General features: G+C 38.6%; 8 protein-coding genes. 5 read left to right on the top strand and 3 right to left on the bottom strand.

The annotated features are described in order from the left end of the window. From IM509_RS02850 to IM509_RS02840, 3 genes are all read right to left on the bottom strand, one after another. The coding region (locus IM509_RS02850) for a condensation domain-containing protein (protein WP_272079447.1) at nt 1-1,569 on the bottom strand (1,569 nt) is incomplete at its 3' end. Then, complete coding sequence (locus IM509_RS02845; RefSeq protein WP_221634898.1) at nt 1,566-7,964, bottom strand: non-ribosomal peptide synthetase; 6,399 nt, start codon at nt 7,962-7,964, stop codon at nt 1,566-1,568. The genes IM509_RS02845 and IM509_RS02850, both read right to left, overlap by 4 nt. Nucleotides 7,965-8,051: 87 nt before the next feature. Beyond that, the gene (locus IM509_RS02840; protein ID WP_185237807.1) at nt 8,052-8,705 is read right to left on the bottom strand and encodes a sulfotransferase family 2 domain-containing protein; all 654 of its coding nucleotides are present in this window, start codon (nt 8,703-8,705) and stop codon (nt 8,052-8,054) included. A 515-nt stretch (nt 8,706-9,220) separates the two neighbouring features. On the opposite strand from IM509_RS02840, the gene IM509_RS02835 reads away from it, so the two are divergent. The 5 genes from IM509_RS02835 to IM509_RS02815 all read left to right on the top strand — a co-directional run bounded on the left by IM509_RS02835 (nt 9,221) and on the right by IM509_RS02815 (nt 17,253). Further along, nucleotides 9,221-11,290 (top strand): ABC transporter ATP-binding protein/permease, encoded by a 2,070-nt coding sequence (locus tag IM509_RS02835; protein ID WP_185237808.1) that lies wholly within the window; start codon nt 9,221-9,223, stop codon nt 11,288-11,290. Nucleotides 11,291-11,350: 60 nt separating this feature from the next. Next, the gene (locus IM509_RS02830; RefSeq protein ID WP_052278587.1) at nt 11,351-12,520 is read left to right on the top strand and encodes a DUF6014 family protein; all 1,170 of its coding nucleotides are present in this window, start codon (nt 11,351-11,353) and stop codon (nt 12,518-12,520) included. A gap of 428 nt (nt 12,521-12,948) precedes the next feature. Then, nucleotides 12,949-14,961 (top strand): phospholipase effector Tle1 domain-containing protein, encoded by a 2,013-nt coding sequence (locus tag IM509_RS02825; protein WP_185237809.1) that lies wholly within the window; start codon nt 12,949-12,951, stop codon nt 14,959-14,961. A 51-nt stretch (nt 14,962-15,012) separates the two neighbouring features. Further along, the gene (locus tag IM509_RS02820) at nt 15,013-15,480 is read left to right on the top strand and encodes a hypothetical protein (protein WP_052278271.1); all 468 of its coding nucleotides are present in this window, start codon (nt 15,013-15,015) and stop codon (nt 15,478-15,480) included. Between the two features lie 111 nt (nt 15,481-15,591). After that, on the top strand, nt 15,592-17,253 hold the full coding sequence (locus IM509_RS02815; protein WP_052278270.1) for a GUN4 domain-containing protein: 1,662 nt from the start codon (nt 15,592-15,594) through the stop codon (nt 17,251-17,253). Nucleotides 17,254-17,511 lie beyond the last annotated feature (258 nt).

Raw genomic sequence — 17,511 nt, 5'->3', positions numbered from 1 at the left:
ACGCTCAAGGGAAATGCCGACTAAAGTATCAGCTTTTACGCCTAATTTCCGCAGATAATGGGCTAGTTGATTAGCACGACAATTTAACTCATTGTAGGTTAATTGTTGCTGGGAACAGACCACCGCTACCGCATCGGGTGTGCGTTTTACCTGTTCCTCAAATAACTGATGAATACACTTATACTCAGGATAGTCAACTTGAGTATTATTCCACTCAATTAATAACTGATTAGTCTCGCTTTCTGTCAGTAAGGGTAGTTGACTAATTGCTTGTTCTGTATTAGCAATAATCCCAGTTAATAGGTTAACAAAATGCCCTGATAGTCGCTCAATTGTGCTTTGATTAAATAGCTCTGTATTATATTCCCAAATTGCAGTTAATCCAGCTTCTTTTACCTGTATAGATAAACTTAAGTCAAACTTAGATGTCTTAAATTCTAAAGGCTGACGAGTGGCTTTTATTCCTTCTAAATTTATGCTATCTACAATTTCATTATCTAAACCAAACATCACCTGAAATAAAGGAGTATAACTCATATTTCTTTCAGGTTGTAGGGCCTCTACTAACATCTCAAAAGGTAAATCTTGATGGTCGTAAGCATCCGTTGCTGTTTCTCGTACCTGTTTTAATAACTCGCTAAAACTGGGATTTCCAGCTAAATCTGTTCTTAAGACTAAGGTATTGACAAAAAAGCCGATTAACCCAGCTAATTCACTACGAGTACGGTTAGCGATGGGAGTACCGACTAAAATGTCTGTTTGTCCCGTATAGCGATAGAGTAGGATTCCAAATGCGGTCAAGAGGGTCATAAATAAGGTGACACCTTTTTCCCGACTCAGCTTATTTAAGCCTTGACTGAGTTCTGGAGAAAGGATACATTTTATCCGATCTCCCTGAAAACTTTGTTGCAGAGGACGGGGATAATCCGTAGGTAGATGTAATAAAGCGGGTGCTGCTGCTAACTGTTTTTGCCAGTAATTTAACTGATTTTGTCGGATTTCTCCCTGTAAATACTCCCTTTGCCAAATTGCAAAATCTGCGTACTGGATTGGTAACTCTTGTAAAAGAGGTTCTAAACCTTTAGTATAGGCATTATAAAGGGTTGTCAATTCCTCAATAAATACCCCCATTGACCAACCATCAGAGACAATATGGTGCAGACAAATCAGCAAAAAATGTTCTGTGTCTGATAACTTAAGTAGGGTGGCTCTAATTAGGGAGTCATTGGCTAAATCAAAAGGTTGATGGCTGTGAATTTCTAGCCATTTTTTTATTTCCTGCTCTTCTCGATATTTTGGGCTGTCTTTACCATTGACAAGCGTTAATTGCCAATTGCTTTCTGGTTTGATTATTTGTACAGGATTTCCCTCAATGGTGGCGAAATTTGTACGGAGGGACTCATGGCGCTGAATAATTTCTTGTAGGCTTTTTTCGAGGACATCTACCTGGAGATTTCCTGCTAAATGCAAGGCCAGGGAAATATTATAAAAGGGACTGTTTGGTTCTAATTGATCTAAGAACCATAAACGCTGTTGGGCATAAGATAGGGGTAATTCTTCAAAATTCATTTTCTTTTTCTTGGTAAAATAGTTGGAACGATGGTATCGGATTTTTGCTGTTTTAACTGTTCAATCCCTTGGGCTAATTCTGCTAGTGTCGCCGAGTTGAATAACTGACGTAAGGGAAGTTCAACTTTCAAGCGATCGCGTATCTGTGCTACTAATTTAGTGGCTAGGAGGGAATGGCCTCCCAGTTCAAAGAAGTTATCATTTATACCCACTTTCTCGACTTTTAGCACTTCTGACCAAACAGTTACTAATATATCCTCAATTGGGTTACGCGGCGCAACATATTTGTCTGATGTTTCACTACTAGATTCTGGTGGCGGTAAAGCTCGACGATCTATCTTACCATTAGCAGTAAGGGGTAAGGCATCTAAAATAACGAAAGCATTAGGTATCATATAACCGGGTAATTTAGCTTTCAGAAATTGCCGTATTTCGTTAATGGTAATCGTTTTTTCCGATTGTGGCACAATGTAGGCCACAAGACGCTTATCTCCTGTTGTATCATCCCTCACTATTACTACTGTTTCCCAAATCTGGGGATGAGATGCTAATAATGCTTCGATTTCCCCCAACTCAATCCGAAAACCGCGAATCTTAACCTGATTGTCAATGCGTCCTAAATATTCTAACTCTCCCTTGGGTAAATAACGGGCTAAATCTCCTGTTTTATACAATTTTGACGGCTCATTGCCCCCCTTATTAAGGGGGGTTGGGGGGATCACTTCATCCTTCTCAAAAGGACTAGAAATAAACCTTTCTGTTGTTAATTCAGGACGATTGAGATAACCTTTTGTTACTCCTGCACCTCCCACATACATCTCCCCAGGTACACCAACCGGTACAAGTTGTAAATATTGGTCTAGTAAATAGACCTGTAAGTCAGGAATGGGACAACCAATCACACTAGCTGTACTATCCAAGTCGGTCATACTTAATGGCCGATAGGTAACATGAACGGTAGTTTCCGTAATTCCGTACATATTAACTAATTGGGGGCATTGGTCGCCATGGCGCTGAAACCAAGGTTGTAAGCTGTTAATTTCTAAAGCTTCTCCTCCAAAAATAACTAAACGTAAGCTTAAATCGTTATCTGTTGTCGATGAACGATCCCCCCTAACCCCCCTTGATAAGGGGGGAAAACTTCCTTTTAAGGATTCTTCAGCTTGAATTAACTGACGGAAAGCGGTAGGAGTTTGATTAAGAATTGTTACTTTTTCTTGACATAATAGCTGATAAAATGCTTCGGGGGAACGAGTTATTAAGTAGGGGACAACTACCAAGCGTCCACCATATAACAAAGCTCCCCACATTTCCCACACCGAAAAGTCAAAAGCGTAGGAATGAAATAGACTCCAGACATCTTGACTATTGAAATTATACCAAGCATCTGTAGCGGCAAATAATCGCACGACATTGGAGTGATTGACTAACACCCCTTTCGGTTTACCTGTGGAACCGGAAGTGTAAATAACATAAGCTAAGTTATCTGGAGTGACCGTGTTTTCTAGATTGGAATGGCTGTTTTCAGCGATTTTTTCCCAGTCGGTATCTAAGCAAATAATCGAAGCTTGATGTTGAGGGAGAGTTTCTCCTAACTTTTGTTGCGTTAACAGCACTGATAATTGAGCATCTTCTAACATGAAGCTTAACCTTTCACTGGGATACTCAGGGTCAAGAGGAACATAAGCACCACCCGCTTTTAATATCCCCAATAACCCCACAATCATCTCTAAAGAACGCTCAAGACAAATCCCGACTAAACTATCAGGTTTTACTCCCAAAGATTGCAAATAATGTGCCAACTGATTAGCTCGACAATTTAACTCATTATAGGTTAATTGTTGACCTGAATATACAACTGCTACCGCATCGGGTGTGCGTTTTACTTGTTCTTCAAATAACTGATGAATACACTGAGTATAACTGTATGGTGTATCAGTATTATTCCATTCTACTAACAGTTGATGACGCTCTTTTTCTGTTAGTAATGGTAAGGTTCCTACCGACTCTTGCGGATTAGTAACAATTGTCTCTAATAATGTCTGAAAATGACCAGTCATGCGAGCAATTGTATTTTGATCAAATAAGTCTGTATTATACTGCCAAAATCCTTGGAGAGAGTTGCCTTCTTCTGTATTTGTTTCCCACATTTGTAAAGTGAGATCAAACTTGGCGTTAACATTATCTAGAGGTAGATGCGCTATCTTTAACTCAGGAGTTTCTAATTCCTCCATGGCCACATTTTGTAAGACAAACATCACCTGAAACAAAGGACTGTGACTAAGACTGCGCTCTATTTGCAAAGTTTCGATAATCTGCTCAAAAGGAACGTCTTGGTTAGCATAAGCATTCGTACAAACAGAACGCACTTGTCTTAATAATTCTTCAAAACTGGGATTACCTTCTAAGCGAGTTCGCATCACTAGGGTATTGACAAAAAAGCCAATTAGTCCTTCTAATTCTTGGTAGTTGCGATTAGCAATTGGTGTTCCTACCAGAATATCATCCTGACCACTATAGCGGGATAATAGAGTAACATAAGCCGCCATCAACGTCATAAATAGAGTAGTTGCTGATTTGTGGCTGAGTTCTTTTAGGGATGCTGTCAGTTTTGCCTCTAACTGAAAGGAAAAACATCCACCTCGGAAAGTTTGCACAGAGGTACGGGGTCTGTCCGTAGGTAATTCTAGCAAAGGAGGAGCTGCGGCTAACTGTTGTTTCCAGTAATTAATTTGGTTTTGGATGGTGATAAAACCTTGAGTTTCTCCTTGTAACCATTGCCGTTGCCAAATTGTAAAATCGGCATATTGAATCGGCAATTCTGGGAGAACAGAACCATCACCAAGCAAAAATACTTGATATAAACTTGACAATTCTTTGAGCAATACTCCCATTGACCAACCATCACTAATAATGTGGTGCATGGTCAATAACAAAGCTGATGATTCTGATTTAAGTTGCACTAAGGTGGCTCTTAGCAATATTCCCGTAGTCAGGTCAAAAGGTTGTAATTGATCCTCAGTTGCTAAAAGTTGTAATTGTTCTGACTGTTCTTGTCCTGATAATCCTTGTAAGTCCACAACCGAAATTTTCAGAGTTGCGTGGGGAGCAATTACCTGTACTGGAGTTTCTGCTACTTCCTTAAAATTAGTGCGTAGAATTTCGTGACGATGGACAATTTCGTTGAGACTGCGTTCTAAAATTTCTATATTTATACGTCCCTGAAGATGAACCGCTTTAAACATATTGTAAAAAGGGCTGTCCGGTTCTAATTGCGCTAAAATCCATAGTCGCTGTTGAGCAAAAGAAACCGGGAAAGTCTGAGGTTCGGCGGGATTTTTTCGACTAATTTTGGGGATATTATTGTTATTTTTTGGATAGCCAAAAGATTCTGCTAGTTGCCAAGTTACATTACCTAAAAAGTCAATGTTGTAGTAATCTTTCCATTGCTCAATGGTGTTAGGATTAATGCTTTGATGTTGATGAAATTTTACATCTCCTAGCATTCTAGATTCGGCATAAATACCGTCAGTCATGCGCTGCTTTTTCTCTTGGTAGGGTTGCAGCATATCAGGATTAAATTCTACTCCTAAAAACTGACATAAACTCTCTAGGGTTTTCTGTGGCTGCTTAACGATGTCTTCAAATTTAACTTGATACTGACGTTGGGGAGAAACTTGTTGTAAAAATTCGCAGATATTTTGATGGCTAATTAGCCAAACGATTTCCGCAAGTTCTCGATTATTGAAAGGATTTTGATAGGGAAATATTTGCTCAATTTTAGCTTCTTCATAGGAGTGAATCATTCCTAAAGGATGACGCACCAGATGAATATAGAGAGGGTTATCAAAATTTATTTCTGCTCGTTTTAGAGTTTCTAAATCTAGAGAATAGGATGGAGTTTTATCCACTAATATTTTATCTCCCAACCACCCCTGTAGAAGACGGTAAAACTGTTTGCTAGTCAGATTTTTCTCTTCTAATTCTTCCATAATTGCGATCGCTTTTTCAGGATTACACCCCTTAATTTCCATGATGGTGCGAATTGTTCCTTCCATCCAGAAGTTGTAACGGCCAGAAAATTTTGCTTTTCTTTCCCCAAGAGTATTAAACCCTAGTAGTTCCAATTCTGGAGGTGCAAAAAGCTGTGGATTTCCTCCTAAGATAACGCGGAGTAGGGTGGAACCGCTACGATAAGGAGAAAGAATAAAGATAGCTGGTGGATTTTTGCTATTGTCATCATCTATTGGGCTGCTAAGATCAGGAATTAAGGAGCGCATTTGTAACACTTTAGCTTCATCAATGCGCTCTTGTGGTAGGTTGTTAATTTCGGTTCTTTCTTTACCTATTATTTTGGTAACTGCTTTTGGATAATGTTCCTCTATATATGCAGCTAATTCCTTAACAGTCTTCCTGTCAAATAAAACAATAAAGTGAATAATTTCGTTTATTTGTGCTTGCAGTTTATTAATTAGAATTGCTCCCCGAATTGAATCACCTCCAAGCTCAAAGAAGTCGTCATCTCTCCCCACTCTGTCAAGTTTAAGGACTTCTGCGAATAGAGAAGCAATCACTTTTTCTAGAGGAGTACAAGGAGCAGTAAATTCTGTCTCTAACTGAGTCCGTTGACGCTGGTTTTGAGAATTAATTTTTCGCAGAATTAGTTGAGCATCATATAAGTTATTTCCAATCTCTTCAAAAAACTCTGATCGGATAATTCTCTTAACTGTTTTAGATGAACTTTTAGTAGCTATTTTCTGTTCATCACCGAGAGGAATGAAATTAACTTTAGACGCAATATAACTAGGAAAATTAAATAAATATCTCTCCTCTTTTTCCTGCTGAAATTCTTGACCAACAGTCCTTAAAAAATCCCAAATTGGTTGATTTTTGGGGGTAGGTTTATAAATAAGTTTGAGTTGTTCTAACCCTTTTTGTTGAGCAATTGTACCCAAATAAGCTAACATTTTATGTTCTACACCGCGACCCAATACTCGACAACTGAGCAAAAATGTATCGACAATCAGGGATTTTTCTTGAGCAGTAAATAATAGCAAACCAACTAAACCATAATCCCCAAAACGATCTTTTACTTTAACTACTCGACAGTCTAATTCCCCTAGACCACAAAGTTTTTGAATTTGGGATTCTGAGCGTCGGATAGTTGTTAAGTTAAATTGGTTAGTACGTTGAGTAAGTTGGGCAACTCGCGTCAATTCCTCCGTTTGCATCGGGGAAATCTCTATTTCTAAGTTGAGTTGGCCGAGAAAATTCTCAAAAGAAAGGGAATATTTTTGTAAATTCTGACGCTGAATATTCTGTTGATAAAGATTAGTTCTTTGTCGGTCTTCTTGAGTGGTTTTGAGTTGATCAAAAGCCCAAATATGTTCTAAGAATCTAGGAATATGATTGTAATCTTCCGGAAGTTGTAATGTCAAAACTTCTGGACAGTTTGCTCTAACTTCGGCACACTCAACTGGATTATCATCAATAAAAATAAAGCTATCTAATCCTAGTTGTAATTCCTCCGCTAAGGACTGCAAATTCTGAGATTTTTCTTGCCAGTTAATACGCCAATTTACTAAATGATTTTCCTTAAGCAACATATCGGGATGTCCTTCAAAAACGGCAAAGACATCCTCTGGTTGATTCTTGCTACATAAACAGATTAACTTTCCTGCTGCTTGCTCTGCGATGATAAATTCTTGTAAAGCTCGAAATGGAGCATCAATTTTCACTCCCTTAACTCCATCTTCTCCACAAACCCCATGCCATAATGTATTGTCGCAGTCAAGGACAATCACTTTGTAAGGAGAGTTTATCAAGGCTAAGATTTTTCGCGCTAATATTGTCCCCAAAGCCGCAAAAAAAGCCAAGGTATAGGGAATATTTCCTAGTTCTTCTCCATAAGGATCATAATACTCTTGTACAGGATAAGTCTTGAGTAATGCTTGACTTTTAATTAGATATATGCTAGGGATATTCTGGAGATCACGGTCTAATTGTTCTTGTAATTTCTCATGTAAACTATTGAACGTTGTATCATGGGTTGGAGAGGGGGGACAGACACAGACTAGATAGGGAATTGACGAGCGCATTGTTGCCGTTTTCAAGGCATTACCAAAGTCTCTAAGGGTTTGCTCTAAGGTCAACTCGGTCTTGTTTTTACTTCCTTCCCAGTCTTCAAATCTAACCAGAACCACATTAACCCCATTTTGATTAGTCGCTAAAAGACTAGCAGGATTAAGTAATTCTTGAAAGACTTGATTGTACTGAGCAAATTCTATTGAATAAGGAACTCCTATTTTTTTGAGCCAATATGACAGGGAATCCTCCACTGGTTCACTGGTAAACGTAGCTGTAATAACGATTTTCTGATTAGTAAGGGCTTTCATTATTGGCATGGGTTAGTCTGTTGGCAGCGACAATACGAAGTCTATCTGATTTTATCTTAAAACGTTTTTCCTAGTTAATCTAGTACATCAAAATTTATAGCCAAATTTCTCTATATCTCTGCTAAAGGATTTTGCGATAATCTCAATAGTATCATCATCGTAATATTCACGGTAGTTGCCATGTTTTGAGGAATTAATATGAGGTAAAGTCGCATTTTTACCAAGTTTTTCACATACGACACTGAAGTCGTTATTAAGATTTTCAAAACGGCAGATAAAATCTACTAAAATTTTCCCTTCATGATCTGTAATCCAATCCAACTGAGGCATAAACATTTTAGGGATGTCATAATAGAAAGAATCTTTATTCTCGTAGGTCAACTTAACCCACTCTTTAAATTTTATTGGTTTTGTCCTTAAATTTGTCTGATTGGTCTCAACACGATAATGAAAGTGAGAAATAACTTTGTCCCAAGGATTTCTAACACTTGTAAATTTATATACTCGCTCCCACCTTTGTTTGCCCATTTCGTCAATTTTTTCTAAAGCAGTTTTATGCTCAAAAGGTAAATTTAGAGATTTCTCAATACTTCTGCCACCTGTCTTGTGAATATGAATAAAGACAACATTGCCAAAATAGCGTTGACGCAAAATTTTAACTTGTTCACCGACATAATAGGGAATATATAGTATATCTGTAAACTCTATTTTCTGATTAGCAAAGGCTGGCATTACTGGCATGGTTTAGTCTGCTAAAGGCGACAAAAAGACAAAGTTGAGAAAAGCAAAAAAAGAAGCTAAGGGGGGCAAGTAAGACAAGCAGGTCATAGCCGTCTCTTGTGTCCTGACATCCTATCATAGGAAAGGAAATTTGTCATGGAAGAGAAAAGAAAATTTGTCATGGTCAACGAAATTCGGTAATATGTGGTAGTCTGAGCATCCCTCACTAGCTTTAGCTATCAAAACAATGGTTACTTGTAGTAAGATAACGAGGGTTAAAAAAGCAGTAGCAGGTGGGCTGAGAAAGCGATCACTCTATGCTGACAGATAAAGCGACGGTAGTATGTTAGCACAACTCAAGCAAAATAACCTTAAAATTGTCGGGGAGCGTTATATTTTCGCCAATTGCCTTCTACACAGGGGAGGGTTTCTCCTGAAACTAGCCCACACAGACAACATCAGGATCAAATCCGTCAATCCAACCAAAATCTAAAATCATTCCAGCAAAATGTCCACAACTCAAATATAAATGCTATATGTCCGCCAAAGTCCCTCAAGATCGATCGACGACTAATATTATCTCCGATGTCAGCAAATTTTGGCACAGTGTCAAGCTGATCGCTGCTCCCTATTGGTATCCTACCGAGTCGGGGGGAAGGACTTTTGCCGATGTGATTCAAGCTTGGGCAATGCTCATCCTACTAATCGGGGTAATACTAGGAGTTGTAGGCTTAAATGCCTTCAATAGCTTTGTTAGTAATTACTTAGTTGATGTCATCCTTGAAAAAAGTGATTTTGATAAATTTGTCAAAACTTTGGTAGTTTTTGCGGTTGGACTGCTCTTTGTCACCCTTTTGGTTGGCTTGCTTAAATTTCTCAGAAAAAGAATCGCCCTGGATTGGTATGCTTGGCTCAATGACTGGATTCTCAACAAATATTTGCATAATCGCGCCTATTACAGAATTAATTTTAAATCCGATATCGACAACCCAGATCAGCGTTTATCCCAGGAAATTGAGCCGATTACCAGTAAAGCTCTCTCCTTTTTTGCCGTTGCCCTAGAAAATGTCCTAGATATGATCACTTTTTTAGTGATTCTCTGGTCAATTTCTTCCTCTGTCGCCATTATTTTAGTCGTTTGGACAATTCTCGGTAACGTCATTGCTATCTATTTTAACCAAGCTTTAAATAAAATTACTCAAGAAGAATTAGAACTTAAGGCTAACTACAATTATGCTCTAACTCATATTCGTAATCATGCGGAGTCGATCGCTTTCTTTGAGGGAGAAAATCAGGAATTAAATATTATTCAGCGGAGATTTAATAAACTCTTAGACAGTGCTAAACGTAAAATTGATTGGGAGAGAGGTACAGAAATTTTTAGTCGGGGCTATCAGGCGGCAATTCAAGTATTTACTTTTGTCATTTTGGGTCCTTTGTATATCAATAGTGAGGGCATTAGTTTCGGACAGGTCGGGCAAGCCTGTTTAGCGGCTAATTTGTTTGCTACGGCGCTGGCGGAATTAATTAGTGAATTTGGCACTTCGGCACAATTTAGCAGTTATGTTGAACGTCTATCGCAATTTTCCCAAGCCTTAGAAGAAGTCATTAAACAACCGGAAAATTTAAGCACGATTAAAACCATCGAAGAAACCCAATTTTCCTTTGAAGATGTCACCTTGCAAACTCCCGATTATGAACAGGTAATTGTCGAAAACCTCTCCCTTTCTGTTCAGCCTGGACAAGGTTTATTAATTGTCGGTCCGAGTGGTCGGGGTAAAAGTTCCTTGCTACGGGCAATTGCCGGTTTATGGAATGCAGGCACCGGCCGATTAGTGCGCCCCCCCCTAGAAGAAGTATTGTTTCTGCCTCAACGTCCCTATATAATATTAGGAACCTTGCGAGAACAGTTACTTTATCCCAATCGCAATCAAGAAACCAATGAGATAAAATTGAGGGAAGTTTTGCAAGAAGTCAATCTCCAAAATTTACTAAATCGAGTCAATAGCTTTGATACAGAAGAGCCTTGGGAAAACATTTTGTCTTTGGGAGAACAACAACGTTTGGCTTTTGCCAGGGTATTGATTACCCGTCCCAGTTTTACTATCCTCGATGAAGCCACAAGTGCTTTGGACTTAAACAATGAGGAAAATTTATATCGGCAATTGCAGAAAACTCACACAACTTTTATTAGTGTCGGACATCGGGAAAGTCTCTTTAACTATCATCAATGGGTTTTAGAACTCTCTAGTAATTCCCATTGGCAACTGCTTACAGTGGAGGAATATCGCCGACAAAAAGTGAAAGAAATTATTAATATTTCTGTCGATAATTCTCAAGATAGGCTCGAAGATTTAGCGAATCAGGAAACCGAGGTCAATCCTAAAATCAATTCTGCCAAGGAACCACCCCCCGAATCGCCAACGACAACAATCTTAACAGAAGTCGAAGAAGGACTTTCCCATGCACAAATGAAGGAATTAAGCGACTATTCCCTTAGTAGCATTAGAAGCAAAGCCAGTCAGGGAAAATCAATTACGGGGAAAGATGGACTGACCTATCGCTATGACAAAGACCCTAAAATCTTAAAATGGCTAAGAGTTTAGCCGATGAGAGACGGTTCAAAAAACAACGTTAAACTATTACAGAAATTAGCTACCAAAAAAATGAATCAAACCCTGGTCAATCAACAACAGTTCTTTCAAGAAATCGTCCAAGATATCGAGCAAAATAAAATTGCAATTGCGGCGAAAAAACTGCGTCAACAGGAAGCAGATAGCTGTGAAATTCCGGCTCAGTGGCTCTGGAAAACAGCAGCAGCTTTGGAAACCAACGACTGGAGCATTTTATCAGAAGATTTCATTAATCTGAATTTTATCGGCAAAAATGGTTATTTTCTGATGATTGCTCCCTATCGCATCAATCGTCAGGGAGAAAGACAACTCACTTTGAGTGCAATTTACGGAAAAATTCACCAAAATAGTGAACCTTCTATCGAACAACTAGAAAGCTTGACTCGTGAAAAATTTGGCAGTCTAAGACAACCGATTCCCAGAAATTTGTCCTTTACTGAAATTGCTAGTTGTGGCACGGTTAAAGGTGAAAAGGGGGAGGCTTTTATCGTTCCCCATAGGTGGACTTTTCCCAATAGTGTTCAGGGACCAGCTTTAAATAATGCCAGTGAGCAAAAACGACGCTTTTCTGGTTCTAGCTACGAATGTATCCGAAAAATTTTTGAGCCAGAAACGGCCGATTTGCTATTAGGACCCCTAGAGGATCAAATTAATGGTGAACGCTATCGTCATCTCGATACCCAATTCCATGAAGCGGGTCATGCTAGTGGGTTAGGATTTGACTTAAAACTCAAAAATAAACTGTTTCAAAACTATACCTATGCCGGAGTCGAGGAGTGGCGCTCAGATAGTTTAGGGTTTGAATTTGCCGATTGTGCTTTACCTGCCGAAGAAGCGGGAAAATTAGTCGCTGTTAATTTCTGCATTCGCTTTGGTTTAGATGCTCACCGTTTAGGGGGTTTAGAAAAAGATGTGGATGTCCACGCTAGTTTGATCAGTTTGGAATATCTCTTGCAAAATGATGCTATTTATCTCACAAAAAATGGTCAATTGGCCCTGCGGAATATCAGTTATACAGGCTTACTAAAAGCGGTGGAAATGCACCGAACAAAAGCCTTATCTCTAACGCGAAGGGAGTTAAATCTAAATAGTCCAACAGGTCTTTTTGCTCTGTATAAAGTAGAGATTCATCCCGCAACCCAATTAATTTTTCAGGGACTAATTGTAGAGCGATGCCGCGGAATTTGGTCAGAGTTACAATAAGTACCTAAGGTTTGCTGATAACTGGCCTGGGGAGTGATGTCAGTCAGCCATGTGCATCCCATCAAAGCCTATTGATGGCGATAGGGATTGGGGTAAACTCCTCTGAGTTTCTCGCCACAGCAAGTGCCGGCTCTGGAATATTAGTCGTTGACTCCTAAGTAGCTGTTTGCAATTAAATAGAAGATAGGTTTTGCACTCGATCCCCCCTGCCCCCCTTAATAAGGGGGGTGCCGACAGGCGGGGGGATCTTAGAGTTTTTTACGCCCATCTACTTACACATTTATTTATATATATATCGCTAGATAACTAAAATGTGTTAAGCTAGGCGGTAGCATTCTGGGAAATCACGACAGATAGATCAGTCTCTTATTGGTCAGAATCCCTGAACCCCTGATTACCTCTTTCTCCCCCGGTCGATGACAAAACCAATGGCTGAACAACGCTCTGTACTAAAATTTAATGGCATCGATGATTACATGGAGCTATCCCACGGATTTCTTGACATCGATCAGAGTATTACCATTACATTTTGGGCAAAAGGGGAAAATAATTTAGCTACAGAAACGACTCTTTTAGAAGCTGTTAATCGGGAAAATAACCGCGTTCTACATATTACCTTGCCTTGGGGCGATCCCGTGAAACCTGCGATTTTTTGGGATGCGGGTAACGAAGAAGGTTTCGATCGAATTGAAAAAAAAGTCAAGCTTAAGGATTATAGTGATTGGACTCACTGGGCCTTTGTCAAAAATGCGACTACAGGCCGAATGTTGCTCTATCGTAATGGGATTATTTGGCATCGTGGCAACGGTCATAACCGGTCCTTAACCGGGATTGAAAAAATTATCTTAGGAGCCTCTATTAATCTCTCCCATTATTGGCAAGGTTGTCTCGCCGAATTTTCTGTTTGGAATCAAGCGCGTAGCCAGGAAGAAATCCAAAAAACGATGTATCAATCTCCCTTAGTTGATGACCTTGGCCTAGTCACTTATTTATCACTCAACGGCAGTGCCGAGGATCAAACAAGTTATAGCAATCATGGTATTCTTTATGGGACAACCTGGCAACTAGATAGTCTTCCCTCTAAACCGACCTCGATCCCTAAATCAAAAACTCAGACTAGCAGTAAAGCTAGAAGGAGTGCGAAAAGGATAACAATGGTCAACGAAATTTTTAACTCCCTTGAAGAAGAAGAAGTGATTGAACAGGATGCTCCAGCAGAAAATCAAGAACCTTCCCCGGAAGATAATTCAGAATCAATTATAATTGCCGCAGAAGCTGCTCTTGCCAGTAATGAAATTGAGGAGATTACTAAAACGGCAATTTCTCAACCGGATATACTGACTTATTCAAACCAGAAAAAACGGTTAATTATTTGTTGTGATGGTTCTTGGGAAAACTCTGGCAGTGCTTACCCCACCAACGTGGTTAAATTCGCCGAATCTATTAAGTATATTGCCGAGGATCAAACCCCTCAAATCGTCTTTTTGTCAGGTTCTGGCAGCGCCGAAGATAACGAATTTATTAAAAGTTTAGGGAATGAAACTTTTGGCTGGGGACTCGATCGGATGATTCAAGATGCCTATCGTTTTCTTGTCCTTAACTACAATCCCAAAAGCGAGGATGAAATTTATTTGTTAGGTTTTAGTCGCGGAGCATATATCGTTCGTTGTTTGGCTAGTTTTATCGATAAATGTGGAATCCTAAAACGCTCTAAGATTAAAGAAATTCCCCTAGCTTATCAACTCTATCGAGACCACAACGTTAGTTTCGATAGTGCCAAAGCTCAACAATTTCGTGCCGCTAATGCTAAAAAAATTGAGACAGAAAAGGAAGATTTTCAAGATCGTATTCCAGTTAAGATGTTAGGTTGTTGGGATACAGTTGGCAATTTTGGTATTCCTGATTTAACTCCTTGGTTTCCCTTGGCTAAGTTTTATCATAAAAAATATGAATTTAGTAATACAAAACTAAGTCCGATTATCCAGAATGCTTTTCATGCTGTGGCCATTGATGAAAAACGTAAAAACTTCCCTTATACTCCGATCAAAGCCAATCCAGACAATCCCGAACAAGTTGTCAAAGAAGTTTTATTTGTCGGTGAACATACCTGTCTAGGTGGTGGCAAAAAAGAATATCAAGGACTTTCCGACTACCCCTTACAATGGATGATTAATCAAGCCAAAAAATTGGGATTAGAGTTTGACTCAACCACCTCTGAATCTGAGGAATTCCAAATTAAACTAGACCCGACCATCAAGTTCGATAATACGGTTAAAGGATTGTCGTCCTTGGGAGGTGAGCAATCGCGATATTTCAATACAAAAGTTGTCACTGTTCATCACAGTGTGGTCAAACGATTAAAAGCTTTTTCCGATTATCGTCCCAAAAGTCTTGAACCGTTTCTTCAAGCTTTACTTGACGACGATCAACAGACAGATTAACCTTGCTTTAGAATTAAACTAATCCTTCGCTAGAAATTTGAGGTGATTTTTATGGAACTCGATAACATTATCAAAAAAGTGGCAGGTACTTATTTAGCTTCGGCTATTATTGCTGTCATCGTGCTAATTCTGACCCTCGGACAACCCTTTGTAGTTTTTCTGGGTATTGGAGCGATGGGGTTGGTTACTGTCCTAGGAGATGCGATTGCTCAGTACGGAATTGAAGCGGTTCTGAATGCTTTTTACACTGAGCGAAGTAAAAAAGAATCCCTGGAAACACTTTTGGCTGAAATTGATGCTTTACCTCTGACTGATGACCTGAAATTAAAAACCAAAAAACACTTGACTGACCATCAAGAACAGACAGTAAAGCAGCAAGAAACGGTAACTGAGCCAACTCCTGAAAGTCCTCAAACAGTTGTTATTGAAAATGAACCAGTTATTGAAAATGAACCAGTTATTGAAAATGAACCAGTTATTGAAAATGAACCGGTTGTTGTTGAAGTTGAAAATGTTTAATTAGGTATTGCTCCCTCTTGCAAGAGATGGGGGCAGCGGATGATTATTGCTAAGTATTGAGGAATTTTTTGGTCTAAGATAGCTATGCTAAATAGGAACTCTCAACATCTGATGACCTATAAAAAAATTGCCATTTATGAGCAAAGCTATCAACTTCCTGTTTTTAAAAATAGATACTTAAAAAATTTTCAGAAAATCATCAAGGAACGTCGGAAATTAATTCAAGAAGGAGTTCGCTACCATTACTATTTTGGTAAGATTATTAAACGAAAAGAAAAAATCACTCAACAAGAAATCTTGATCGAGACTCAGTTATTAATTAAAGACTATAATTTATTAATTAATGGACTAGAAATATATCAAGACGGATATTATCGTTTTTTACTCCAACTCAGTGACAATCTCAAAATTTTATTTTCCCAAAAATATCAAGAATTGAAAATCTTAGACTACGAGAGAATAAAGTTAGAAATTAAAAATAATAATAATCAAAATATTCTCAATCAACTCAAGCTGGAAAAACAGGAAAATTTTCGGGCAATTTTGCTACTGGGAAAAACATCTTTTTTGATGTTGAGAAAAACTAAATTACTAGGGGAAGGAGTTCAGAAATTAGCCGAGGATACTCAAAAGCAGAAAAAAATTGTGCAAGCAATTATTCAAGAACTCAAAATTTATGAGGAATTAAATCATTATCAACTCAAATCTCAACGAGTTCGCCAAGAAATTGCTGATCTTGCCCAAAATGCGATTAATTTTGAAAACTACTTACAGGACTATTTTGCGCCTTTTCAATTATTAATAGAAGAAGTGATTAAGGTGGATGAAGAATTTTATGCAACAGTTGGAGAAATTAAGTATTTGGTAGATAATATTTTTCCACCTCAGCCGGCTCTCTTAGAAACGTCAGATTCAGCCATAAATTCTGAGTTTTTGCTAAATTTTCTGGCGACTGGTTACGAGAAAGAAGCAAGGTTAAAAGAGGCTTTTTCCTCTGATCAATTTAATGATTACTTATTCAATGAAAGTGAATGGTCAGAACAATTTATTTCCCTAGAAAAAACCATCAATAAATTATCTCATCATTTAGCAGAACAAGAGGCTTGTCAAAAAGACACTATCCCCAAAACTCCCCTAGCAATAGTTGTCTCTCAATTCACTCAAAACAATATTCACAAATCTTCTACTTCTAAAAATCCCCAGACTTCCCCAAATATCTTAACTCAAGAATCGGCTGATATTGATTATAATCAATTACAAGATTTGCTAAGAAAGCAACAGTGGCAAGCGGCTGATCGCCAAACAACCAAGCTACTATTGAAAATCTTGCGTAAGACCTACTGGAATGAGGTTTATCCTCAAGATATTGCTCAATTACCTTGTTCGGATTTGAAAAAAATTGATCAACTTTGGCTTCATTATAGTAATGGTCATTTCGGGTTTAGTATTCAGCAAGCCATTTTCTCTAGTCTCGGTGGTTTAGTGGATTATGAAACCCAAAAGAAACTAGGCGAGCGCCTAGGTTGGCGGAAGGAAGGTCAATGGCTCAATTATGAGCAACTAAACTTTGAATTAGAGCCGAATTCTCCCCTCGGTCATTTACCCGTTCATTGGTTGATTTTTGAAGAAAATCTTTGTTACCCATCTCCGGAAGCTTCTGACAATCAAAACTCCGTGGCTTTCTGGAGAGTTGGCAATTGGTTATTGTGGCAACTTCACCTCGTTTTCAGCAAAATTCAAGCCTGTGGAATTATTCCTCTGTCTGACTTTTAAAGCGATTATCTAAGCTGTTGACTATCTAGGGTCTGCTGAACAAGTTTCTCGTGGGTGTAGGGTGTAGGGTTTTACCCATTTTCATCTGGTAAATTACCCTAATTTTCAGGGAAAAAGGGCTCTTCGGGAATTGTTATGCAAATAATTAACTTAAAATAAAATTCGATGAGAGTGCCTAGTCTCAAAAATAGCTGAAATCCATACAGGAAAGGACTTAAGGCACAAATAGGTTAATACCAAAAGATAGACAATTGAGTT

Source organism: Microcystis sp. M31BS1, assembly GCF_020245285.1.
GTDB classification, from domain to species: Bacteria; Cyanobacteriota; Cyanobacteriia; order Cyanobacteriales; family Microcystaceae; genus Microcystis; species Microcystis panniformis.
This window is presented reverse-complemented; position numbering and strand designations above follow the sequence as displayed.

What these genes read in the sequence shown, in the direction of transcription:
- IM509_RS02845 (WP_221634898.1), bottom strand. Translation starts at nt 7,964, where the DNA reads ATGAAAGCCCTTACTAATCAGAAAATCGTTATTACAGCTACGTTTACC.
- IM509_RS02840 (WP_185237807.1), bottom strand. Translation starts at nt 8,705, where the DNA reads ATGCCAGTAATGCCAGCCTTTGCTAATCAGAAAATAGAGTTTACAGAT.
- IM509_RS02835 (WP_185237808.1), top strand. Translation starts at nt 9,221, where the DNA reads ATGTCCGCCAAAGTCCCTCAAGATCGATCGACGACTAATATTATCTCC.
- IM509_RS02830 (WP_052278587.1), top strand. Translation starts at nt 11,351, where the DNA reads ATGAATCAAACCCTGGTCAATCAACAACAGTTCTTTCAAGAAATCGTC.
- IM509_RS02825 (WP_185237809.1), top strand. Translation starts at nt 12,949, where the DNA reads ATGGCTGAACAACGCTCTGTACTAAAATTTAATGGCATCGATGATTAC.
- IM509_RS02820 (WP_052278271.1), top strand. Translation starts at nt 15,013, where the DNA reads ATGGAACTCGATAACATTATCAAAAAAGTGGCAGGTACTTATTTAGCT.
- IM509_RS02815 (WP_052278270.1), top strand. Translation starts at nt 15,592, where the DNA reads ATGACCTATAAAAAAATTGCCATTTATGAGCAAAGCTATCAACTTCCT.